Origin of the sequence: Bradyrhizobium sp. LLZ17 (genome assembly GCF_041200145.1) — a bacterium.
Classification (GTDB): Bacteria; Pseudomonadota; Alphaproteobacteria; order Rhizobiales; family Xanthobacteraceae; genus Bradyrhizobium.
In genome coordinates, this window is record NZ_CP165734.1 from 1,826,449 (window position 1) to 1,848,452 (window position 22,004).

Below are 22,004 nucleotides of genomic sequence, written 5' to 3' on the forward strand. Positions count from 1 at the left end.
TCACCAGCTCCTGAGCGCGCCGTCCTCGCGCATCATCTCGACCAGCATGCCCTCGCGCAGGCCGCGGTCGGCGACGCGCAGGCGCGGCAGCGGAAAAGCGTGGCGGATCGCATCAAGGATGGCGCAGCCGGCCAGCACGAGGTCGGCACGCTCGATGCTGATGCAGTTGTTGTTGGCGCGATCCTCGTAGCTCATGCCGAGCAGCCTGCTGATGGTCGCGGTAATGTCGGAATCGTTCATCCACACGCTGTCGATCCGGCGGCGGTCATAGCGCGCGAGGTTGAGGTGGATGCCGGCGAGCGTCGTGACCGTGCCGGAGGTGCCGAGCAGATGCATGTCGGCAAGATCGCCGCCATGCGCTTCCGCGAACGGCGCGACGTGGTTCGCCACCTCCTGCTCCATCGCGGCATAGATCTCCGGCGTGACGTCGCGGCCGCCGAACTGCTCGGCGAGCGTCACCACGCCAAGCGGGATCGACATCCAGGCCTTGATCCGAGGCTCCGGATCTTGCGGGTCGCGCTCGATCCGCACCAGCTCGGTCGAGCCGCCGCCGATATCGAACAGGATCGCGCCGCGTCCCCTCGGGTCGACCAGCGGCGAGCAGCCGAGCACGGCGAGCGCCGCCTCGGTTCCGCGGTCGATCACCTCGAGCTCGATCCCGGTCTCGGCCGCCACCCGGCTGCGGAACCCGTCCGCGTTCGAGGCCGCGCGGCAGGCCTCGGTGGCGATCAGCCGCAGGCGCCGCGCTTTGCGGAAGTTGATCTTGTCGCGGCAGATGCTGAGCGCCACGATGGCACGCTCGATCGCGGCCTCGCTGATGCACCCCGTCGCCGAGACACCCTCGCCGAGCCGGATGATGCGTGAGAAGGAATCGACCACACGAAAGCCGTCGTGGGTCGGACAGGCGATCAGGAGCCGGCAATTGTTGGTGCCGAGGTCGAGCGCCGCATAGACGCCGGTTCCCGGCGCTTGCGCGACGACGGACGGTTCGGGGGCCAATGCCACCGCCGCCATCGACCCCTCGAGCTCACCGTGCGGCGCAAGGCCGTCGCGGAGCCGCGTGTGGTCATTCATACAAACTGTCTTTCCGCGGCCCTAAGGGGCCGATCTGGAATTGCTTTTTCGCCTGAAACATTAGCAGCGCGTCAGTCCTGTGCAACAACGCATCACATGGGACCATGCCCATTCGTGCGTTGTCGTGAACGGGTCGGTGGGTTATTTGAGGGGATCCGGTCCCCCAGGCGCCCACAAAACGCGCAATTGCCGGCTTTTCAGGTCAATTCCATGCAAGAACACACCAAATCGTCCACGCTCGAAAACGCTATCGCACTGCAAAAATACGGCGTCGGGCAGCCGGTCCGCCGCAAGGAGGACGACACGCTGGTGCGCGGCAAGGGCCGCTACACCGACGATTTCAACCTGCCCGGCCAGGCCCATGCGGTGGTCGTCCGCTCGACCCATGCCCATGGCATCATCCGCGGCATCAACACCGAGGCCGCAAAGGCGATGCCGGGCGTGCTCGGCGTTTGGACCGGCACCGACCTCAACGCCGCCGGCTACGGCCCTTTCACCTGCGGGCTGCCGCTGAAGAGCCGTGACGGCTCGCCCCTGCTCCAGACCAACCGCCACCCGCTCGCGACCGATAAGGTCCGCTTCGTCGGCGATCCCGTCGCCTTCGTGGTGGCGGAGACGCTGGCCCAGGCGCGCGACGCAGCCGAAGCGGTCGAAATTGACATCGAGCCGCTGCCGGCGGTTACCGATCCCGAAGAAGCTGCTCGGCCCGGCGCGCCGCAGCTGTACGACCACATCCCGAACAACGTCGCGCTCGACTACCATTATGGCGACACGGAGAAGGTCAACGCGGCCTTCGCCAGCGCCGCCCACGTCACGAAGCTCGACATCGAGAACACCCGCGTCGCTGTCGTCTCGATGGAGCCGCGCGTCGGCCTCGCCTCCTACGACAAGGTCACCGAGCGCTACACCATCCAGATGCCGACGCAGGGCGTTGCCGGCAACCGCGCCAATCTCGCCAAGAACCTGAAGGTGCCGAACGAGAAGGTGCGGATCCTGACCGCCAATGTCGGCGGCTCCTTCGGCATGAAGAACGTCAATTATCCCGAATACATGTGCATCCTTTACGCGGCCAAGGCGCTCGGCCGGCCGGTGAAATGGCTCGACGAGCGCTCGACCAGCTTCCTCTCCGACAGCCACGGCCGCGGGCAAAAGATGCATGCCGAGCTCGCGCTCGATGCCGAGGGGCACTTCCTCGCCGCCAGACTCTCAGGTTACGGCAATCTCGGGGCCTACATCACCGGCGTTGCGCCCAGTCCGCTCTCGCTCAACACCGGCAAGAACTTTTCCAGCGTCTATCGCACGCCGCTGATGGCGATCGACATCAAGACGGTCCTGACCAACACCACGCTGATGGGCGCCTATCGCGGCGCCGGCCGGCCCGAGGCGAACTACTACATGGAGCGGCTGATCGACCGCGCCGCCGACGAGATGGGCATCAACCGGCTGACCTTGCGCAAGCGCAATTTCATCAAGCCGAGCCAGATGCCGTTCCCGGCCTCCTCCGGCGTCACCTATGACAGCGGCGACTTCCAGTCGGTCTTCAACAAGGCGCTGGAGATCTCCGACTACGAGAATTTTGCCAAGCGCAAGAAAGAGAGCAAGAAGGCCGGCAAGCTGCGCGGGATCGCGGTCGGCTCGTATCTGGAGGTCACCGCACCTCCCGGCGTCGAGCTCGGCAAGATCGTGTTCGATCCTGATGGCAGCGTGCAGCTCATCACCGGCACGCTCGATTACGGCCAGGGCCACGCCACGCCATTTGCGCAGGTGCTGTGCGCGCAGCTCGGCGTTCCCTTCGAAAGCGTCAAGCTGGTGCAGGGCGACAGCGACATCGTCCACACCGGCAACGGCACCGGCGGCTCGCGCTCGATCACTGCGACCGGCATGGCAATCGTGGAAGCCGCGAAGCTCGTGATCGAGAAGGGCAAGCGCGCCGCGGCGCACATGCTGGAAGCCTCCGAGGCCGACATCGAGTTCGAAGGCGGCAGCTTCACCATCGCCGGCACCGATCGCAGCATTGACATCATGGAGCTCGCCAAGCGCCTGCATGAGGGCAAGGTGCCGGACGGCGTGCCGGATAGCCTCGACGTCGACCACACCAGCGAGCCGGTGCCGTCGGCGTTCCCGAACGGCTGCCATGTCGCCGAGGTCGAGATCGATCCCGACACCGGCGTGGTGCAGATCGTGCGCTACAGCGCGGTCAACGATTTCGGCACGGTGATCAATCCGCTGCTGGTCGAGGGCCAGCTCCACGGCGGCGTCGTGCAGGGCATTGGACAAGCGCTGATGGAGCAGGTCCGCTACGACGAGAGCGGGCAGCCGATCACGGGCTCGCTGATGGACTACGCACTGCCGCGCGCGGAGGACGTTCCTAACATGGCCGTCGGCGACCACCCGGTGCCGGCCAAGAGCAATCCCCTGGGCAGCAAGGGCTGCGGCGAAGCCGGCTGCGCCGGCAGCATGTCGACGGTGGTGAACGCGGTCGTCGATGCGCTCTCCGAGTACGGCATCAAGCACATCGACATGCCGCTGACCCCGGAGCGGGTGTGGCGGGCGATCCAGGACGCGAAGACGGCAGCGGCGTAGGGCTGCCCTTCTGCCTCCACACGCACACTGTCATCGCCCGGCTTGACCGGGCGATGACAGTACTCCGAGACAGGAGTGATTGACCGAGAAGCCGCGGCGTACTGGATTCCCCGCCTTCGCGGGGAATGACAGCGGATTTGAGGACGCGCTGTGCCCGTTCCCTACACTTAAGCCGCCGCCTGCTCGCGTGGCTGGTAGATTGCGGTGTGCTGACAATGCGCCAGCGGCGTCGTGCCATTGGCGACGACCAGCGCGTCGAGCTCGACGAAGCGGTGGCCTTTCTTCGCGTAGTTTGCTGTGACTTTTGCTCGCGCGGTGATTTCGTCGCCGGTGCGCGCGGGTGCGAGAAGCTGCATGCGGCTACCGACGTGAATCCACGGACCCAGGATGGTGTTGTCGACCAGCACCCGGTTCATGACGCGCTGGATCAGGCCGGGGTGGCCGAGCCCCTCGCGCGCAAAGATCGGATCGGCCTCACGGATGTCGGCGAGATAGTCCGCGGCGTCCTGCCCGGCCCAGCGGCGTGGCGTGGTGCCGAGCGATGTGCCGGTCTCGAACGTCGCCGCGCTCACCGGCTTGCGCTCGGTGACTGCCGCCACTTCCACATAGTCGCTCAACGACACCGCCGGCGCGGCCGCAGGCAGCGACGCCGTGCCGGTGGCACAGAGTTCGGTGCGGCTGAACACTTCGATCGTGAGCAAGCCATTGTGCTCGGTCGCGTCAACGTCCGCGGTCTCGCCGTCATAGACCGGCTTGATGAAGCGCGCCTCGATCAGGCCGCGGATGAGGAAATCGCGGCCCCAGCGCGCCACCGGCACGTGCATCATGTAGGCAAAGACATCGACGCCCGGGACCAGCCCGCCGGAAAAGCCGAAGCGGCGCGCCACATTGTCGTCGTGCATCTTGTTTTCGGATTGCTTGGCGGTGTTGTAGGCCTCGACGCGGTAGGTTTCGAGCCGGTTCGGCATGGCTTGGCTTCCCCAAATTCTCGTTGTTTCGGGCCGATGGTAGGCCTTGAGGAACCGGGGTCAATCCCCTCGCCTTTGCGACCGGGATGGGGTACCACGCGGCTGCTGCGAAACCGCTTCGCAAGCCCTATCTACGGACAATGACGAACCCTCAAAACGCCACCCGCATCTATGTCGACGCCGACGCATGTCCGGTGAAGGACGAGATCTATCGCGTCGCCGGAAGGCACGGCCTGCCCGTGAGCGTGGTCGCGGGCAATTTCATTCGCGTGCCGCAGGATCCGCTGATCGAGCGGGTCGCGGCGGGCGCCGGCATGGATGCCGCCGACGACTGGATCGCCGAACGCGCCGGCCCCGGCGATATCGTCATCACCTCGGATATTCCACTCGCGAGCCGCTGCGTGAAGGCCGGTGCCGATGTGATTGCGTCCAACGGCAAGGCGTTCACCGAGAAATCGATCGGGATGACGCTCGCGGTCCGCAACCTGATGACCGATTTGCGCTCGGCTGGCGAAGTCACGGGCGGTCCGAAATCGTATTCGCCTCGCGACCGCTCGACCTTCCTGTCGACGCTCGACCAGACCATCCGCCGCATCCAGCGCCGCCGCGCCGAGCAGGCCACAACGAGACAGGACTGAGACACCGCATGGCGCCACCGCTGATACAACTGCGCGATATCAAGCTGACCTTTGGCGGCACGCCGCTGCTCGCGGGCGTCGAATTGTCGGTTTCGACCGGCGAGCGCGTCTGCCTGATCGGCCGCAACGGGTCCGGCAAATCGACGCTGCTCAAGATCGCCGCCGGCCTGGTCGAACCGGATGGCGGCAGCCGTTTCGTGCAGCCCGGCGCCACCATCCGCTATTTGCCGCAGGAGCCCGATTTTTCCGGTTTCTCGACCACGCTGGCCTATGTCGAGGCCGGGCTCAATGCCGGCGACGATCACTATCAGGCGCGCTATCTGGTCGAACAGCTCGGTCTCAGCGGCGAAGAAGATCCGGCGCATGTCTCCGGCGGCGAAGCGCGCCGCGCCGCGCTGGCCCGCGTGCTCGCGCCCTCGCCCGACATCCTGCTGCTGGACGAGCCGACCAATCATCTGGATCTTCCGACCATCGAATGGCTGGAGGCCGAACTGGAGAGCCGCCGCTGCGCGCTGGTGATCATCAGCCACGACCGGCGCTTCCTGTCCAACCTGTCGCGCAGCACCGCCTGGCTCGACCGCGGCCAGATCCGGCAGATCGACCGCGGCTTCAGCGCCTTCGAGGCCTGGCGCGACGAGGTGCTCGCGGAAGAAGAGCGCGACCAGCACAAGCTCGACCGCAAGATCGTCAACGAGGAGCACTGGTTGCGCTACGGCGTCTCGGGCCGGCGCAAGCGCAACGTCAAGCGGCTCGGCAATCTCCACGCGCTGCGCGACCAGCGGCGCGATTATCGCGGCGCGACCGGTAACGCCAACCTCGCAGCCGCCGAAGCCGACAAGTCCGGCAAGCTCGTCATCGAGGCCAAGAATATCAGCCGGTCCTATGGTGAGCGAAAGATCGTCGACGGCTTCTCGATCCGCGTCCAGCGCGGCGACCGCATCGGCATCGTCGGCCCGAATGGCGCCGGCAAGACCACGCTGATCGAAATGCTGACCGGCGGCAGCGCACCGGACAGCGGCGGCGTCCGCCTCGGCGCCAATATCGAGATGGCGACGCTCGACCAGCATCGCGAAAGTCTCGATCCCAAGTCGACGCTGGCCGAGGCGTTGACCGGCGGCCGCGGCGATCATGTCATGGTCGGCGGCAAGCCGAAGCATGTCGTCAGCTACATGAAGGACTTCTTGTTCGCCCAGGAACAGATGCGCACGCCGCTGGAGGTGTTGTCCGGGGGCGAGCGTGGCCGGCTGATGCTGGCACGCGCGCTGGCCAAGCCCTCCAACCTCCTGGTGCTGGACGAGCCGACCAACGATCTCGACCTCGAGACCCTCGATGTCCTCGAGGAAATGCTCGGCGATTATGAGGGCACCGTGATCCTGATCAGCCATGATCGCGATTTTCTCGACCGCGTGGTGACGTCGGTGATCGTGCCCGAGGGCAACGGACGCTGGCTCGAATATGCCGGCGGTTACACCGACATGCTGGCCCAGCGCGGCGCCGACGTGAAGCGCGCGACGGCCAAGGCGGTCCAAGACAAGGCTGGCGAAGGCAAGACAGAGATGCGGTCAGTCGCGCCTTCCGGAGTTAGCAAACGACGGTTGAGCTTCAACGAGCAGCATGCGCTGGACACGCTGCCCAAGACCATCGCCAAGCTGCAGGCCGAGATCGCCAAGCAGCAGCGCTTCCTTGACGACCCCGATCTGTTCCGCAAGGATCGCAAGCGCTTCGACCAGGCCTCTGACGCCCTGACGAAGGCGCAAAAGGAACTGGCCGAGGCCGAGGACAAATGGCTGGAGCTCGAAGTGCGGCGCGAAGAAATTGAACAGGCCTAGCGCGCATTCCGCAAAAGTGGGCACCGGTTTTGCGATCAGAATGCGCGCCAACTAAGAGATTCCCATGACAACTCCTCTCGCCGCCAAGATCGCCCGTGAATATGGCACGCCCTGCGCCGTCATCGACATGGACAGGGTCGAGCGCAACATCGCGCGCATCCAGAAGGCCTGCGACGACGCCGGGATCGCCAACCGGCCGCACATCAAGACCCACAAGAACCCGACCATCGCGAAGATGCAGGTCGCGTCGGGCGCGAAGGGCATCACCTGCCAGAAACTCGGCGAGGCCGAGATCATGGCCAATGCCGGCATCGACGACATCCTGATCAGCTACAATCTCCTCGGCGAAGAGAAGATGGCGCGGCTCGGTGGGCTGCAGGCCAAGGCCAACATGACGGTGGCCGCCGACAATTCGACTGTTGTCGCCGGCCTGCCCAAGGCTGCCGCGGCTTCGGGCCGTCCTCTGTCGGTCGTGGTCGAATGCGACACGGGGCGCAAGCGCGCCGGTGTCGAGACGCCGGCCGAGGCGATCGCGCTCGCGCGTGAGATCGCAGCATCCAAGGGGCTGCACTTCGCCGGCTTCATGCTCTATCCGACCGAGACCGGCTGGGCCGACGCGCAAATGTTTTTCGACGAGGCGCTGGCCGGCGTGTGCGCGCACGGGTTGGACGCCACCATGGTCTCGACCGGCGGCACGCCGAACCTCAAGAACATTGGCAAGCTCAAGGGCGGCACCGAGCACCGTTTCGGCACCTACATTTACAACGACCGCATGCAGGTCGCCGCCGGCTCCGCCACCTGGGACGACTGCGCGCTTCACATCTATTCGACGGTGGTGAGCCGTGCCGCGCCCGAGCGCGGCATCCTCGATGCCGGCTCCAAGACGCTGACGACGGACACCGGCGGCCTCGACGGCCACGGCCTCATCCTGGAACACCCCGAAGCGAAGATCGCACGCTTTGCCGAGGAGCACGGCTTCCTCGACCTCTCCCGCAGCAACACCCGCCCCAATGTCGGCGATGTCGTCCGCATCGTGCCCAATCATGTTTGCGTCGTCGTCAACATGATGGACGAGGTCGTGATGGTGCGCGGCGAGGAGATCATCGGCACGTTGCCGGTTGCCGCGCGGGGCAAGCTGCGCTAGCCGCCGATCAGGGCCTGGAGCTCCCGGTCGAGTCCATCACGAAATAGCTTGATCGGCCGCTCCAGCCGGCCGGCCGGCGCGCGATGGACGATCCATGCGCGCACGGCGGGTTTGAAGTCGCGCGCAGCGATCGGCTTGAGCTTGTGGCGAAACGCGCTGCGCCTCAGGGCGATCGGTGTGACCAGCCCGACGCCCAGGCCGCGCGACACCAGCGACAATCGGAGCTCGCTGTCCAGCGCCTCGACGGCAATACTGAACGGCAGATGCTGCGCATCGAATTTGCGCTTCAGCGTATCGCGAAATCCGCAGCCGTCCTGGTTGATCACCCAGGACAGCTGCGACAGCCGTTCCAGATCGACGATGCGCGGGATCTTCATGTCGCGCGCGACGACGAAAACGACGGGCTGGGCACCGAGATCGTCGGCGGCGAGATCGGAAGGCGGCACCGCACCGTCAGGCAGACAGATCGCGGCCGCATCGAGCTCGTTGCGGCTGACCCGCTCGAGCTGGTTCGGCGACCAGCCGGAGACGACACGCACCGCCAGCGCGGGAAATTCGGCGCGCACCGCATCGAGCGGTCCGGTCAGCCCGGCCTCGGAGAGGAACGGCGTCAGACCGAGCCTGAACTCGCCCCGCACCACGCCGTCATTGGCGACGCCCGACTTGAGATCATCGAGCATCCGGAGCAGGCGTCGGCCCTGCTCATAGGCCTCATGGCCCGCTGCCGTCGGCTTCAGCGGCTTTGACAACCGGTCCAGCAGCTGTGCTCCCAGCATCTCCTCGAGATTCTGGATGCGCCGGGTCACGCCGGGCTGAGTGAGATTGAGACGCGCCGAAGCAGCCACGATCGATCCGGTCTCGACCACGGCAACGAAGGCGACAAGGTCATGGGTATTCATACAAACTCGCATATTCTTTATAGGCTTATTTGAATTGTAGCATATTAGGCCTGCGGCCTAAAGGGGTACTCGCACCAAGTCCCTGCGAGGTCCGATGACGATTTCCGACACCACCAAGCTTGCGTCCCCAAACCAGCTCGCCGAGCGGTCCCTGATCTGGCTCGGCGCCCTCACCACCGGCGTGGTCGTCACCAATCTGTTCGCGCCGCAGATCCTGCTCGGCTTGATCGGGCGCTCATTGTCGATGCCGGCGTGGCAGGCGGGCCTGATCAGCACGCTGACAATGCTTGGCTATGCGCTCGGGCTGCTGCTCCTGGTGCCGCTGGTCGATCTCGTCGAGAACCGGCGCATCATCCTGCGCACGCTGGGCTGTGCCATCCTCGCCGCGCTTGCGACAGCATTTGCGCCGACACCATCAATGCTGCTGCTTGCCACCTTCGTCCTCGGCGCCTCCTGCGCAGCGATCCAGATGATGGTCCCGCTCGTCGCAGCCATGGTGGCGCCGGATCGCCGCGGCCAGGCCATCGGCGAGGTGATGAGTGGATTGATGATCGGCATCCTGCTGTCGCGGCCTGCGGCGAGCCTGATCGCCGATCTCTGGAGCTGGCGCGCCTATTACGTCGTCTCCGCCGTCCTGATGGCGCTGCTTGCCGGGGCGCTCGGCCGCTACCTTCCACCGCTTCAGCCGACGGGGCGCGCGAGCTACGGCCAATTGCTGCTCTCCTTTCCAAGACTGCTGCGCGAGGAGCCCGTGCTCCGCATGCGCGCCTGGACTGCGGCCCTGGTCATGGCGTCCTTCACCGCGTTCTGGTCGGCGGTCGCGCTGCGGCTGCCGGATGCGCCGTTCGGCCTCGATGCGAGGGGAATTGCCGTGTTCGCGCTGATCGGCGTCGCTGGCGCCGCCGCGACTCCAATGGCCGGCCGCTGGGGCGACAAGGGCTGGGCACGCCCGCTGTTCGTTGCGGCGCATCTGCTCATCATCGGCTCGCTCGCACTCTGTGCCTGGGCCGGTGCGCTCGAATCGCGCATCGCCGCGCTGTTGGTGCTGAGCCTCGGCACGATCCTGCTCGACGTCGGCATCACCACCGACCAGACCTTGGGCCGCCGCGCCATCAACCTTTTGCGCCCGGAGGCACGCGGCCGCATGAACGGCCTGTTCGTCGCGCTGTTCTTCATCGGCGGCGGGGTCGGCGCCGCTGCAGCATCGGTGGCCTGGAGCTTTGGCGGGTGGACGACGGTCTGCGCGGTGGCGGGGAGTTTTGGTGCGCTCGGGCTGCTGACGGATCTCATCACCCGGACCGGCACATCATGATGGCGATTGCGAAAGCCATCGCAAGACGCCCTGCCCCGCGGCGCGCCCGGTCGCGAATGATGCCTGCAACAGATAACCACCAGTCGGCGCTTCCCAGTCTAGCATCTCGCCGGCTGCGAACACGCCGGGCACACGGCGCAGCATGAAATGCTCGTCGAGCTCCTCAAAAGTTATTCCGCCTGCGGTCGAGATCGCCCGATCGATCGCGGCGACGCCGGTGAGCTGAACCGGAATTGCGTTGATCAGGTTCGCGAGATCCGCCGGCGAGAACGAGGCGAGCGGCCGGCCTGACGCGATGGCGGCCTCCTGCATCAGGCCGATCCCAACCGGTGAGACTTGCGCCGCCTTGCGCAGGAAATTCGCGAGCGACTGTTTGCCGCGCGTACCAGAAAGCCTCGTGGTCAACGCGGCGGCGTCGAGGTCGGGTCGCAATGCGATCATCAGCCGCGCCTGGCCGAGACCCAGCACCGCCTCGCGCAACTCCGCGGAGAGCGCATAGATCGCGCCACCTTCGATACCGCTGCGGGTGATCATGGCTTCGCCGCGCACCGTGTGTGCACCGATCGTCAGCGCCACGCCCTTGAGCGGCTGGCCCTCGAAACGGTCACGGAAAACCTCCGACCACGCAACCGTGAACCCGGAATTGGCCGGCCGCAGTGTTGAGATAGCAATGCCTTTTGCTCCGAGGAGATCGACCCAGCCGCCATCCGACCCAAGCCGCGGCCAGCTTGCGCCGCCAAGCGCAAGCACCGTTGCCTTGGCCTCAATCGCCTGTTGACCGTCGGTGGCGTGAAACAGCAGCTGCCCCGCTTCATCCCAGCCGCTCCAGCGATGGCGAAAGGCAAACCGCACGCCGCCGGCATCGAGCCGGCGCAGCCAGGCACGCAGCAAGGGTGACGCCTTGAACGCTTTCGGAAACACACGTCCGCTGGTGCCGACGAAGGTCGGCTCGCCGAGCGCCTCGCTCCAGGCGCGCAGCGCGTGGGGTGGAAACGCGTCGATTGCCGCCTTCAGCATCGGCGCCGCGTCGCGATAACGCGCCATGAACTCCGGCAGCGGCTCGCTGTGGGTAAGATTGAGACCGCCACGGCCGGCCATCAGGAATTTGCGGCCCGCTGACGCCATGGCGTCGTAGACGGTGACGCAGGCGCCACCCTGCGCCAGCACCTCCGCCGCCATCAGGCCGGCGGGACCGGCACCGATGATTGCGACGTGGGTTTGGGTTGTGGTCATGGCGGGAGTTTAGGCCAGATTCGCCAAGATCGTCATTCCGGGGCGCGCCACTTGGCGCGAGCCCGGAATCCATTGGGCGGCAAAGTCGGTGACAGGATGGATTCCGGGTTCGATGCTCCGGGCCGCGCTAGCGCGGTCCCGTCGCATCGCCCCGGAATGACGGCGTGACTACAGCTTGATGCCCGTCCGTGCCGCAGCCTGCGCTACATATTTCTGCGTCTGCTCGAACGCTCCCGCCAGCGCTTTCGCCTTCGACATGTCGCTGATCTCCGCGAAGTGCGCGGCGATCGCATCCGGCGTCCATTCGGCCTCCGGCAGGTTGATGCCCTCGCTCTCGACAATCTTGATCACGGCGAAGGAGCCTGCGCCCGCGCCCATGATGGTGCGGGTCGGCGCATCCTCGCTCAGCATATATTCGACAGCAGGCGTGATCGCGTTCGGCTTCATCAATTGCAGCGCCTGCGGCGGCAGCAGCTCCTCGGTCATGCGGGTTGCCGCCGTCGGCGAGATGATGTTGACGCGGATGTTGGTCTTGCGGCCCTCTTCGGCGAGCACGTTCATCAGGCCCACCATGCCGGACTTCGCCGCGCCGTAATTGGCCTGGCCGAAATTACCGTACAGTCCGGAGGAGGACGTGGTCAGCACGATGCGGCCATAGTTGCGGTCGCGCATGCCGGCCCAGACCGCCTTGCAGCAGTAGAAGGTGCCGACGAGGTGCACGTCGAGCACCTTCAGGAAATCGGCCGCTTCCATCTTGCCGAACGACTTGTCGCGCAAGATGCCGGCATTGGCGCACAAGAGATCGACGCTGCCCCACTCCTTGGTGGCGCGCTCGACCATGGCGGTGACCTGCTCGAAATTCGAGACGTCGGCGCCGTCGGCCATTGCGGTGCCGCCCGCTTTGCGGATCTCCTCGACCACGGCTTCGGCCGGCGAGAGCGACCCGCCACTGCCGTCGCGCGCGCCGCCGAAATCATTGACCACGACTTTTGCGCCGCGGCTCGCCAATCCCAGCGCATGCGCCCGTCCGAGGCCATTGCCTGCGCCGGTGACGATGGCGACGCGTCCATCAAACCTGATTGCCATTGTGCAGTTCCTGCTTCTTGTTCCTTCTCCCCTTGTGGGAGAAGGTGGCGCGAAGCGCCGGATGAGGGGTTATCTCCGCAGGCGAGTCCGCGGAGAGATACCCCTCACCCGGCTTCGCTTTCGCGAAGCCACCCTCTCCCACAAGGGGAGAGGGTAAGATCGCGCTTTCGGTCGCTTTTTGAGCAGCGATGAAGAGCCGGGTCAAGCCCGGTACAGCTTACGCAAAATAGATCAACCCGAGCCAGTCTGCGACCAGCGCCGGCTTGTCCTCACCTTCGATCTCCACCGTGACGTTGGTGCGCGACTGCAATTCATTGGGTTTGCGCAATTTGGCTTCCGCCAGCACGAAACGGCCGCAGACGCGCTTGCCCGAACGCACCGGCGAGATGAAGCGGAGCTTGCCGAAACCGTAATTGACGCCCATCGTGGTGCCGGCAATCACCGGCATCACCTCGTAGGACATGATCGACAGCAGCGACATCGTCAGGAAGCCGTGCGCGATGGTGGTGCCGAAGGCGGTCTCCTTCTTTGCGCGCACGGGATCGACATGGATGAACTGATGATCCTCGATCACGTCGGCATAGCTGTCGATACGCGGCTGGTCGACCAGGTGCCATGAGGACACCCCGATCTCGTTGCCGACCATGGCCCGATAGGCGTCCAACGTGATCGGCGGTTTTTTCCAGACTTCGTTCATTGATAGCTCCTGGTGCCGTCATTCCGGGGCGATGCGACGGGACCGCGCAAGTGCGGCCCGGAGCATCGAGCCCGGAATCCATCGTGCCGCAGAGTTCGTTGCGAAATGGATTCCGGGCTCGCGCTTCGCGCGCCCCGGAATGACGATCTTTGTATGTTCACTTAGCTCTCACCCCTGGCTTTCGGCAACTCCGGAAAATCCTCTTCGCGGAATTCGCGGCCGCGCAGGGGATCGTTGCGGTCGTCGTCGCGCTCGAGACGGCGTAGCTGCACGCGGCGGATCTTTCCCGAGATGGTCTTTGGCAGCTCGGTGACGATTTCGAGCCGACGGATCCGTTTGAACGGCGCAAGGCGCGTGTGCAGATGCCTGAAGATGGACAGCGCGGTTTCCGGGCTCCGCTCGGCACCCGAAATCAGCAGCACGAAGGCCTTGGGGATCGCGAGGCGGATCGGATCAGGGCTCGGCACCACAGCGGCCTCGGCGATGAGTTCGTGCTCGAGCAGCACGCTCTCCAGCTCGAACGGGCTGATGCGATAGTCGGATGATTTGAACACGTCGTCGGAGCGGCCGACGAAGGTGAGATAGCCGTCGTCGTCCTCGAACACGACATCGCCGCTACGATAGATCTCGCCTTCGGCGCCGGAGAGCATGCCGTCGTCGTCCTGGTAGCCTTGCATCAGGCCGGCGGGACGATCACTGCCCAAGAGCAACGCCACCTCGCCTTCCTTGGCGGGGTTGCCGTCGGCATCGCTGACCTGCACGCGGTAGCCCGGCAGCGGGCGCCCCATCGAGCCGATCTTGATCTTCTGGCCCGGCGAGTTGCCGGCCAGCGCGGTGGTTTCAGTTTGGCCGTAGCCGTCCCGGATGGCGAGCCCCCAGGCCGCCTGCACCTGATCGATCACTTCCGGATTGAGCGGCTCGCCGGCACCGCAGACCTCGCGCAAGGCGACCTTGAACGCCGCGAGGTTCTCCTGGATGAACAGCCGCCACACCGTCGGCGGCGCGCACAACGTGGTGACGCCGCAGCGGCCGATGGTTGTAAGCAGTGCCTTGGCATCGAAACGCGGTTGGTTGACCACGAACACGGTGGCGCCGGCGTTCCACGGTGCGAAGAAGCAGCTCCAGGCGTGCTTGGCCCAGCCGGGCGACGAAATGTTGAGGTGAACATCTCCGGGCTTCAGCCCGATCCAGTACATGGTGGAGAGATGGCCGACAGGATAGCTGCGCTGACTGTGCAGGACGAGCTTTGGTTTGGCCGTCGTGCCCGAGGTGAAATAGAGCAGCATGGGGTCGTCGGCGTTCGTCGGGCCGTCCGGCGCAAAGCTCTCCGGCGCTTTCGCCGCATCGTTGTACGAAAGCCAGCCGTCGGACGCTGCGCCGACCACGATGCGCACGATGTTTTCGGCCCCGAGGCTCGCGAATTTCGCGACTTGATCCTGCGCGGCCACCACTGCCTTCGCCTTGCCGCGATCGAGCCGGTCGCGGAGTTCATCGGCGGTGAGCAGCGTTGTGGCGGGAATGACGACGACGCCGAGCTTGATCGCGGCCAGCATGGTCTCCCACAGCGGCACGACATTGCCGAGCAGCAGCAGGAGATGGTCGCCGCGCTTCAAGCCCTGCGCGTGAAGGAAGTTTGCGACCTGGTTGGAACGGCGCGATAGCGCCCCGAAGGACAGTTTTGTCTGGCGGTCTTGCGCGGCATCGACGATCCAGAGCGCAGGGCGATCCTTGCTCTCCGCATTCCCCGCCAGCTCGGCGTCGAACCAGTCGAGCGCCCAATTGAAGGAACCGGATCGGGCCAGCGAAACCCTTCGACCGCGGCGTCGTAATCCGTGCGGTTCTCAAGCAGAAACGCGCGCGCTTCCTGAAATGTCGTCATGGTCCAAGCCCGTCAAAATGATCTTGAGCGTAGCCCGGATGGAGCGAAGCGCAATCCCGGAACGGCTACGCAATTGGAAGCAGCTGTCCCGGATTTCGCTTCGCTCCATCCGGGCTACGGGCAAAGCCTCGCTACTTTCCAGCGAGGCTGCGAACGTGCTTGATAATTCCGGAAAAATCCACCCCGCCGTGGCCGGCCTTATCGAAGGCCTGATAGATCTCCTGCGCATGCTGACCGAGCGGGGTCGAAGCACCCGCGGCATTGGCCGCGTCCTGCGCCAGCGTCAGGTCCTTGACCATCAGGGCGGACGCAAAGCCCGGCTTGTAGTCGTTGTTGGCGGGCGAGGTCGGCACCGGCCCCGGCACCGGACAATAGGTCGTCAGCGACCAACACTGGCCCGACGACGTCGAGGCGACATCGAACAGCGCCTGATGCGAGAGGCCGAGCTTCTCGGCCAGCGCAAAGGCTTCGCTGACCGCGATCATGGAAATGCCGAGGATCATGTTGTTGCAGATTTTCGCCGCCTGCCCCGCACCGGCGCCGCCGCAATGAACGATCTTCTTGCCCATCTTCTCCAGCACCGGCTTGGCCGCCGCGAACGCGTTCTCCTCGCCGCCGCACATGAAGGTGAGCGTCGCGCCCTTAGCGCCACCGGTGCCGCCGGACACCGGCGCGTCCACCGACAGCACGCCGTGCCTGCCGGCGAGCGCATGCGCCTGCCGCGCGCTCTCGACGTCGATGGTGGACGAATCGATAATCAGCGCGCCCTTTGTCATGGCGGGAATGACCTCGTTCCAGACGCCGAGCACGTGCTTGCCGGCCGGCAGCATGGTGACGACGACATCGGCGCCCGTCACCGCCCCAGCTGCACTGTCCGCGATGCCGGCGCCGTCGGCCCTGGCTTGCACCCGCGAGGCTTCGACGAGGTCGAACGCCACCACCCTGTGGCCGGCCTTGACCAGATTGGCCGCCATCGGGCCGCCCATGTTGCCGAGACCGATAAATGCGATCGTGGCCATCTTCGTGTCCTCCCGTGATGCAGTTCGTTGTTTAGTTGAACTTCAGTTCGTCGGCGCCAATCCCGGCGAGATACGGCGCCAGCATCTCCGGCGTGACGTCCTCGATCCGCGGCGGCGACCAGGCCGGCTTGCGGTCCTTGTCGATCACGGCGGCGCGCACGCCTTCGCGAAAATCATCGCTGCGGAAGACCTCCAGCGCGGCGCGATACTCACGCACCAAACACTCCTCCAGGCTCGAGGAGGCGCGCGCCAGCCGCAGCAGTTTCAGCGTCACCACCATCCCACGCGGCGATTTTTCGTTGAGCGTTTTCAGCGTTGCGAGCGCAAACTCCGAGCCGTCGCGCTCGAGCGCCGCAAGAATATCCTCCATGCGGTCGAAGCCGAACAGCGCGTCGATGATCGGCTGTTTTGCGGCGACCGGTCCGGCGGTCTCACCGGTCGCAAAGCCCTCGATGAGCTTGCTGACCTCTGCGGCCGTCGCGCCTTGACGAACCCTGGTCAGCGCCTCGCGCAACTCCGGCCATTTGGCCGCCGGCACCACCGCATCGGCGAACTTCGCGTGGATCGCATCGGGGCCATTCATGGTCTGGCCGCTGAGGCCGAAGTAAGTGCCTATCTCGCCGGGGGAGCGCGACAACAACCAAGTGCCGCCAACATCCGGGAAGAAGCCGAGCCCGACCTCAGGCATTGCGAGCTTGGTGCGATCGGTGACCACGCGATGGCTCGCATGCGCGGACAGGCCGACGCCACCGCCCATCACGATGCCGTCCATGAAAGCAACATAGGGCTTCGGAAACGTCTTGATCCGGGCGTTGAGGATGTATTCCTCGCGCCACAGGGTCTTGCCGAGGCCGCCGTTGACCTTCGAGCTTTCCCAGAGCGCACGGATATCGCCGCCGGCGCAGAGCCCGCGCTCGCCGGCACCTTCCAGCAGGATCACGGCGACGCCCGGATCGGCCTCGAAGCGATCGAGCGCCTTCGCGACTTCGCGAAACATCTCCAGCGTCACGGCATTGATGGCCTTCGGACGATTGAGCCTGATGATCCCGGCCGCGCCCTCGACACGGGCGACCAGATCGCCCTCTTCCACCGAACTCATCGCGCGCCCTCGATCAATTTGCGCGCCACGATGAGCCGCATGATTTCATTGGTGCCTTCGAGGATCTGGTGCACGCGCAGATCGCGCACGATCTTCTCGATGCCGTATTCGCTGAGATAGCCATAGCCGCCGTGAAGCTGGAGCGCCTGATTGGCGACTTCGAAACCGGCATCGGTGCCGAACCGCTTGGCCATGGCACAAAGCGTGGTGGCATCAGGGTCCTTGCGGTCCAGCGCCGCCGCGGCGCGCCACAGGAAAGTGCGCGCGGCCTCGAGCTCGATCGCCATATCGGCGAGACGAAATTGCAGCGCCTGGAATTCATCGAGACGTTTCCCGAACGCCTTGCGCTCCTTCATGTAGGCGCGCGCCTTGTCGAGCGCGGTCTGGGCGCCGCCCAGCGAGCAGGCCGTGATGTTGAGGCGACCGCCGTCGAGGCCGGCCATCGCGATCTTGAAGCCGATGCCCTCCTCACCCAGCCTGTTTTCGACAGGCACGCGCGCATTCTCGAACATCACCGCGCGAGTCGGCTGCGCATTCCAGCCCATCTTGCGCTCGTTGGCGCCAAACGACACGCCTGGTGTGTTGCCGTCGATCACCAGCGTCGAAATGCCGCCGGGACCGTCGCCGCCGGTGCGCACCATCGTGACCAGCAGATCGGTACCGCCCGCGCCGGAAATAAACTGCTTCTGGCCGTTGAGGACGTAATGATCGCCATCGCGCACCGCGCGGGTGCGCAGCGCCGCCGCATCCGAGCCTGCGCCCGGCTCGGTCAGGCAGTAGCTCGCGATCAACTCCATGGTGCAGAGTTTTGGCAGCCATGTGTGGCGCTGGGTGTCGCTGCCATAGGCATCGATCATCCAGGACGCCATGTTGTGGATCGAGATGAAGGCCGAGGTGGTCGGGCAGCCCGTCGCCAGCGCTTCAAAAATCAGCGCCGCGTCGAAGCGGGTCATGGCGGAGCCGCCGACATCGTCGCGGATATAGATGCCGCCCATGCCGAGCGTCGCGGCTTCGCGCATGACGTCGACGGGAAAGTGCTTCTCCTCGTCCCAGCGCAGCGCGTGCGGCGCGATCCTCGAAGCCGCGAACGCCAACGCCATGTCGCGAACCGCGACCTGATCCTCGTTCAGAGCGAACTGCATGCTGGGCTGCTCATCTTTCTCTCGTCATTGCGAGCGAAGCGAAGCAATCCAGACTGTGTCCGCGGAAAGATCCTGGATTGCTTCGTCGCAAGGGCTCCTCGCAATGACGAGGAAATTACTTCATCAGCGGGATCGAGAACTCCGCGCCTTCCTTGACGCCGGACGGCCAGCGCGAGGTCACCGTCTTGGTCTTGGTGTAGAAGCGGATCGAGTCCGGGCCGTGCTGGTTGAGATCGCCAAAACCCGACTTCTTCCAGCCGCCGAACGTGTAGTACGCGATCGGCACCGGGATCGGCACGTTGATGCCGACCATGCCGACATTGACCTTGGCCGCGAAATCGCGCGCGGCGTCGCCGTCGCGGGTGAAGATCGCGACGCCGTTGCCGTAGTCATGCTCGGACGGCAGCGCCAGCGCTTCCTTGTAGTCGTGCGCACGCACCACCGAGAGCACGGGGCCGAAGATCTCTTCCTTGTAGATCCGCATGTCCTTGGTGACGTTGTCGAACAGCGAGCCGCCGAGATAGAAGCCGTTCTCGTAGCCCTGCATCTTGAAGCCGCGGCCGTCGACGGCGAGCGTCGCGCCTTCCTTGATGCCGATGTCGATGTAGCCCTTGACCTTCTCGACCGCCTCGCGCGTCACCAGCGGGCCGTAATCGGCGGAGGGGTCGATCGAGGTGCCGATCTTGAGCGATTCGACGCGCGGGATCAGCTTGTCCATCAACCGGTCGGCTGTGGTCTTGCCGACGGGCACGGCGACCGAGACGGCCATGCAGCGCTCGCCGGCGGAGCCGTAGCCGGCACCGATCAGCGCGTCGACCGCCTGGTCCATGTCGGCGTCGGGCATGATGATGGCGTGGTTCTTGGCCCCGCCAAAACATTGGCAGCGCTTGCCGGTCTGGGCTGCGCGCTCGTAGATGTACTGCGCGATCGGCGTGGAGCCGACGAAGCCGACGGCCTTGATATCGGGATCGTCGAGGATGGCGTCGACCGCTTCCTTGTCGCCGTTGACGACGTTGAGGATGCCGGCCGGCAGCCCGGCCTCGATCATCAGTGCGGCCAGCATCATCGGCACGCCGGGATCGCGCTCCGACGGCTTGAGGATGAACGCGTTGCCGCAAGCGATCGCGGGCGCGAACTTCCACATCGGGATCATCGCCGGGAAGTTGAACGGCGTGATGCCTGCGACGACGCCGAGCGCCTGGCGCATGGAATAGATGTCGATGCCGGGGCCGGCGCCTTCGGTGTACTCGCCCTTCATCAGATGCGGGATGCCGCAGGCGAATTCTGCAACCTCGAGGCCGCGCTGGATGTCACCCTTGGCGTCGGGCACGGTCTTGCCGTGCTCACGCGCGAGCAGCTCGGCGAGCTTGCCGTAGTCGCGCTGCACCAGCTCGACGAATTTCGTCATGACGCGGGCACGGCGCTGCGGGTTGGTCGCGGCCCATTCCGGCTGCGCGGCGCGGGCGTTCTCCACAGCGGCGCGGAGTTCGGCCTTGGACGCCAGCGCGACCTTGGCCTGCACGTCACCGGTCATCGGCTCGAAAACGTCGGCGGTGCGGCCCGAGGTGCCCTTGACCTCCTTGCCACCGATGAAATGTCCGATTGAACGCATGGAATGATCTCCTTAAGGCCAGCCTGATCGCTTTGACAAATCCTATCGACCTGCATTTTATAGGATTCAAGTCTGAGATAATGCACCTTAGATGTGCGAAAATGCTGGATCAAGGTCACATCGACTGGGACGACTTCCGCTTCGTGCTGGCCATCGTGCGGGGCGGCTCGGTGTCGGCTGCGGCAAAGCAGCTCGGCGTCGACCATGCGACCGTGATCCGCCGCGTCGACCGGCTGGAAAAGCAGCTTTCGGCCAAGCTGTTTGACCGCCGCAAAACCGGCTACCTCCTCACCGAAGCCGGCCAGCGCGTCGCCGACAGCGCGGAGGCGATGGAATCGACCATCGTTGCCAACCAGGAGCAGGTCGGGGGATCGGTGGCACGGCTGACCGGCACGGTGCGGATCGGCGCGCCCGACGGCTTCGGCACCGCGTTCCTGGCGCCGCGGCTGGCGCCGTTCGCCGACCGGTATCCCGATCTCGATTTGCAACTGGTGGCGACCGCGCGGCTGTTCAGCCTCTCCAAGCGCGAGGCCGATATCGCGATCAGCCTGACGATGCCGAAGGAAGGCCGCATCGTCGGCCGCAAGCTGCTCGACTATCGGCTTGGGCTCTATGCCGCCCCCGGCTATCTCGACCGCTTCCCCAAAATCGTCTCGCGCGAGGTGCTGCCGCAACATCGTTTCGTCGGCTACATCGAGGAACTCCTGTTCACGCCCGAGCTCGACTATTTGCCGCAGGTCTCACCGCGGATCTCCGCACGTCTGCGCAGCGCCAATCTGATCGCACAGCTCAATGCCACGCTCGCAGGCTTCGGCATCGCCGTGTTGCCGCACTTCATGGCGACCGACTATCCGCAGCTCGTGCCGGTGCTGCCCGAGGAGGTTTCGATCACCCGCACCTTCTGGATGCTGATGCACGCCGACAGCAAGGATCTTGCGCGGATCAGGGCGGTGGCGGATTACATCGGCGAGATCGTCGAGCGCGAGCGGGCGTTGTTTGCGGGGCGGTGAAGTACCGCTCTCGTGGGCAAAGCAAAAGCGTGCCCACCATGTCAGCCGTCGTCGTGGAGAGATGGTGGGCACGGCGCAAAGAGCGCGCCTTTGCCCACCCTACGGTATCTCGGCTTAGCCCTGCTTCAGCTTCTTCGCTGCCGTCAGCTTCGGCTCACGCTTCGCGGCGTCGAGCGCATTCTCCTTGCCGGCCTTGAGCACCTCGTCGGACAGCTCGCCGGTCCCCGCGATCCGCGCCAGCAGCATGGTGCCGGCCATCGTCGCCAGCGTCGCGATCGCCTGCTTGCGCGCGGCTTTGCGTGGCAGATTGGGGATATAGTCGGTTATCATCTCGATCATCTCGTCGAGCTTGCCGGCAAAAGCTTTCCGCGTCTTCGGGCTCTCGCGGGAGATCTCGGCGCCGAGCGAAGGGATCGAGCAGCCATGGCCGGGATCGTCGCGATGCAGCGTGGAGAGATAGGTCTCGACGATCTGGCTGAGCTGCTTCTCCGGCGCGACCTGGCCGGATTGCTTGCGCCAATGCTCCATCGAGCGGTCCATGGCGTAGCCAAACGCCTCGATCACCAGCGCCTCACGGGAATCGAAATGCGCGTAGAAGCCACCATGGGTCAGGCCCGCCTCTTTCATGAGGTCGGCGACGCCGATGCCGTGGGCGCCCTTTTCGCGCAGCCGTACGGACGCCTTCTTCACGATGCGGTCGTGGGTTTCCTGCTTGTGTTCCGGGGAATAGCGCATGCGTCTCTCATTGGATGTCGGCGGTCATCTAATAACACGGATATC

Annotated in this window: 17 protein-coding genes and 1 pseudogene; 6 read left to right on the plus strand and 12 right to left on the minus strand. The window is 65.3% G+C overall.

What is annotated here, in order from left to right:
- Window positions 1-1,074 (minus strand): Ppx/GppA phosphatase family protein, encoded by a 1,074-nt coding sequence (locus AB8Z38_RS09205; protein WP_369724421.1) that lies wholly within the window; start codon window positions 1,072-1,074, stop codon window positions 1-3.
- 210 nt (window positions 1,075-1,284) lie between these two features.
- Between AB8Z38_RS09205 and AB8Z38_RS09210 the strand changes: the two genes are divergently transcribed.
- Window positions 1,285-3,657 carry a xanthine dehydrogenase family protein molybdopterin-binding subunit gene (locus AB8Z38_RS09210; RefSeq protein WP_369724423.1) on the plus strand — a complete coding sequence of 791 codons (2,373 nt, stop codon included), beginning with the start codon at window positions 1,285-1,287 and terminating at the stop codon, window positions 3,655-3,657.
- A 167-nt stretch (window positions 3,658-3,824) separates the two neighbouring features.
- Here AB8Z38_RS09210 and AB8Z38_RS09215 read toward each other — a convergent pair whose 3' ends face one another.
- On the minus strand, window positions 3,825-4,625 hold the full coding sequence (locus AB8Z38_RS09215; protein ID WP_369724425.1) for a hypothetical protein: 801 nt from the start codon (window positions 4,623-4,625) through the stop codon (window positions 3,825-3,827).
- Window positions 4,626-4,765: 140 nt separating this feature from the next.
- On the opposite strand from AB8Z38_RS09215, the gene AB8Z38_RS09220 reads away from it, so the two are divergent.
- The 3 genes from AB8Z38_RS09220 (at window position 4,766) to AB8Z38_RS09230 (ending at window position 8,236) form a co-directional block, all read left to right on the plus strand.
- Entirely contained in the window at window positions 4,766-5,263 is a 498-nt protein-coding gene (locus AB8Z38_RS09220) for a YaiI/YqxD family protein (RefSeq protein ID WP_369724427.1), read from the plus strand.
- Window positions 5,264-5,271: 8 nt separating this feature from the next.
- Window positions 5,272-7,092 carry an ABC-F family ATP-binding cassette domain-containing protein gene (locus tag AB8Z38_RS09225; protein ID WP_369724429.1) on the plus strand — a complete coding sequence of 607 codons (1,821 nt, stop codon included), beginning with the start codon at window positions 5,272-5,274 and terminating at the stop codon, window positions 7,090-7,092.
- A gap of 64 nt (window positions 7,093-7,156) precedes the next feature.
- Window positions 7,157-8,236, plus strand: coding sequence for a D-TA family PLP-dependent enzyme (locus AB8Z38_RS09230; RefSeq protein ID WP_369724431.1), 1,080 nt, complete (start codon window positions 7,157-7,159; stop codon window positions 8,234-8,236).
- Here AB8Z38_RS09230 and AB8Z38_RS09235 read toward each other — a convergent pair.
- Entirely contained in the window at window positions 8,233-9,135 is a 903-nt protein-coding gene (locus tag AB8Z38_RS09235; protein ID WP_369724433.1) for a LysR family transcriptional regulator, read from the minus strand. The two genes, AB8Z38_RS09230 and AB8Z38_RS09235, sit on opposite strands and share 4 nt — an antisense overlap.
- A 94-nt stretch (window positions 9,136-9,229) precedes the next feature.
- Here AB8Z38_RS09235 and AB8Z38_RS09240 point away from each other — a divergent pair, with 94 nt between their 5' ends.
- Window positions 9,230-10,447, plus strand: a complete 1,218-nt coding sequence (locus AB8Z38_RS09240) for an MFS transporter (protein WP_369724435.1) — start codon at window positions 9,230-9,232, stop codon at window positions 10,445-10,447.
- On the opposite strand, the gene AB8Z38_RS09245 is transcribed toward AB8Z38_RS09240, so the two are convergent.
- The 8 genes and pseudogenes from AB8Z38_RS09245 to AB8Z38_RS09280 form a co-directional block, all read right to left on the minus strand.
- Entirely contained in the window at window positions 10,442-11,680 is a 1,239-nt protein-coding gene (locus tag AB8Z38_RS09245) for an NAD(P)/FAD-dependent oxidoreductase (RefSeq protein ID WP_369724437.1), read from the minus strand. The two genes, AB8Z38_RS09240 and AB8Z38_RS09245, sit on opposite strands and share 6 nt — an antisense overlap.
- Before the next feature lie 168 nt (window positions 11,681-11,848).
- The gene (locus AB8Z38_RS09250; RefSeq protein ID WP_369724439.1) at window positions 11,849-12,766 is read right to left on the minus strand and encodes an SDR family NAD(P)-dependent oxidoreductase; all 918 of its coding nucleotides are present in this window, start codon (window positions 12,764-12,766) and stop codon (window positions 11,849-11,851) included.
- A 217-nt stretch (window positions 12,767-12,983) separates the two neighbouring features.
- Window positions 12,984-13,463, minus strand: a complete 480-nt coding sequence (locus tag AB8Z38_RS09255; RefSeq protein ID WP_369724442.1) for a MaoC family dehydratase — start codon at window positions 13,461-13,463, stop codon at window positions 12,984-12,986.
- A 161-nt stretch (window positions 13,464-13,624) separates the two neighbouring features.
- Window positions 13,625-15,342 (minus strand): annotated as a pseudogene (locus AB8Z38_RS09260) (AMP-binding protein).
- Between the two features lie 131 nt (window positions 15,343-15,473).
- Complete coding sequence (mmsB, locus tag AB8Z38_RS09265) at window positions 15,474-16,361, minus strand: 3-hydroxyisobutyrate dehydrogenase (protein ID WP_369724444.1); 888 nt, start codon at window positions 16,359-16,361, stop codon at window positions 15,474-15,476.
- Between the two features lie 31 nt (window positions 16,362-16,392).
- Entirely contained in the window at window positions 16,393-17,460 is a 1,068-nt protein-coding gene (locus AB8Z38_RS09270; RefSeq protein WP_369724446.1) for an enoyl-CoA hydratase/isomerase family protein, read from the minus strand.
- The gene (locus tag AB8Z38_RS09275) at window positions 17,457-18,602 is read right to left on the minus strand and encodes an isobutyryl-CoA dehydrogenase (protein WP_369724448.1); all 1,146 of its coding nucleotides are present in this window, start codon (window positions 18,600-18,602) and stop codon (window positions 17,457-17,459) included. Before AB8Z38_RS09275 ends, AB8Z38_RS09270 begins: the two co-directional genes overlap by 4 nt.
- A 115-nt stretch (window positions 18,603-18,717) precedes the next feature.
- Window positions 18,718-20,214 (minus strand): CoA-acylating methylmalonate-semialdehyde dehydrogenase, encoded by a 1,497-nt coding sequence (locus AB8Z38_RS09280; RefSeq protein WP_369724450.1) that lies wholly within the window; start codon window positions 20,212-20,214, stop codon window positions 18,718-18,720.
- Between the two features lie 101 nt (window positions 20,215-20,315).
- Between AB8Z38_RS09280 and AB8Z38_RS09285 the strand changes: the two genes are divergently transcribed.
- Entirely contained in the window at window positions 20,316-21,224 is a 909-nt protein-coding gene (locus tag AB8Z38_RS09285) for a LysR family transcriptional regulator (protein ID WP_369724453.1), read from the plus strand.
- Between the two features lie 114 nt (window positions 21,225-21,338).
- Here the strand turns inward: AB8Z38_RS09285 and AB8Z38_RS09290 are convergent, their stop codons facing one another.
- Complete coding sequence (locus AB8Z38_RS09290) at window positions 21,339-21,959, minus strand: TetR/AcrR family transcriptional regulator (RefSeq protein ID WP_369724454.1); 621 nt, start codon at window positions 21,957-21,959, stop codon at window positions 21,339-21,341.
- Between the last annotated feature and the right edge of the window lie 45 nt (window positions 21,960-22,004).

Bases quoted from the DNA above. Each gene is read 5' to 3' on its own strand.
- mmsB (WP_369724444.1), bottom strand. From the start codon at position 16,361: ATGGCCACGATCGCATTTATCGGTCTCGGCAACATGGGCGGCCCGATG.
- AB8Z38_RS09235 (WP_369724433.1), bottom strand. From the start codon at position 9,135: ATGAATACCCATGACCTTGTCGCCTTCGTTGCCGTGGTCGAGACCGGA.
- AB8Z38_RS09280 (WP_369724450.1), bottom strand. From the start codon at position 20,214: ATGCGTTCAATCGGACATTTCATCGGTGGCAAGGAGGTCAAGGGCACC.
- AB8Z38_RS09245 (WP_369724437.1), bottom strand. From the start codon at position 11,680: ATGACCACAACCCAAACCCACGTCGCAATCATCGGTGCCGGTCCCGCC.
- AB8Z38_RS09250 (WP_369724439.1), bottom strand. From the start codon at position 12,766: ATGGCAATCAGGTTTGATGGACGCGTCGCCATCGTCACCGGCGCAGGC.
- AB8Z38_RS09225 (WP_369724429.1), top strand. From the start codon at position 5,272: ATGGCGCCACCGCTGATACAACTGCGCGATATCAAGCTGACCTTTGGC.
- AB8Z38_RS09255 (WP_369724442.1), bottom strand. From the start codon at position 13,463: ATGAACGAAGTCTGGAAAAAACCGCCGATCACGTTGGACGCCTATCGG.
- AB8Z38_RS09290 (WP_369724454.1), bottom strand. From the start codon at position 21,959: ATGCGCTATTCCCCGGAACACAAGCAGGAAACCCACGACCGCATCGTG.
- AB8Z38_RS09285 (WP_369724453.1), top strand. From the start codon at position 20,316: ATGCTGGATCAAGGTCACATCGACTGGGACGACTTCCGCTTCGTGCTG.
- AB8Z38_RS09275 (WP_369724448.1), bottom strand. From the start codon at position 18,602: ATGCAGTTCGCTCTGAACGAGGATCAGGTCGCGGTTCGCGACATGGCG.
- AB8Z38_RS09230 (WP_369724431.1), top strand. From the start codon at position 7,157: ATGACAACTCCTCTCGCCGCCAAGATCGCCCGTGAATATGGCACGCCC.
- AB8Z38_RS09210 (WP_369724423.1), top strand. From the start codon at position 1,285: ATGCAAGAACACACCAAATCGTCCACGCTCGAAAACGCTATCGCACTG.
- AB8Z38_RS09205 (WP_369724421.1), bottom strand. From the start codon at position 1,074: ATGAATGACCACACGCGGCTCCGCGACGGCCTTGCGCCGCACGGTGAG.
- AB8Z38_RS09220 (WP_369724427.1), top strand. From the start codon at position 4,766: ATGACGAACCCTCAAAACGCCACCCGCATCTATGTCGACGCCGACGCA.
- AB8Z38_RS09215 (WP_369724425.1), bottom strand. From the start codon at position 4,625: ATGCCGAACCGGCTCGAAACCTACCGCGTCGAGGCCTACAACACCGCC.
- AB8Z38_RS09270 (WP_369724446.1), bottom strand. From the start codon at position 17,460: ATGAGTTCGGTGGAAGAGGGCGATCTGGTCGCCCGTGTCGAGGGCGCG.
- AB8Z38_RS09240 (WP_369724435.1), top strand. From the start codon at position 9,230: ATGACGATTTCCGACACCACCAAGCTTGCGTCCCCAAACCAGCTCGCC.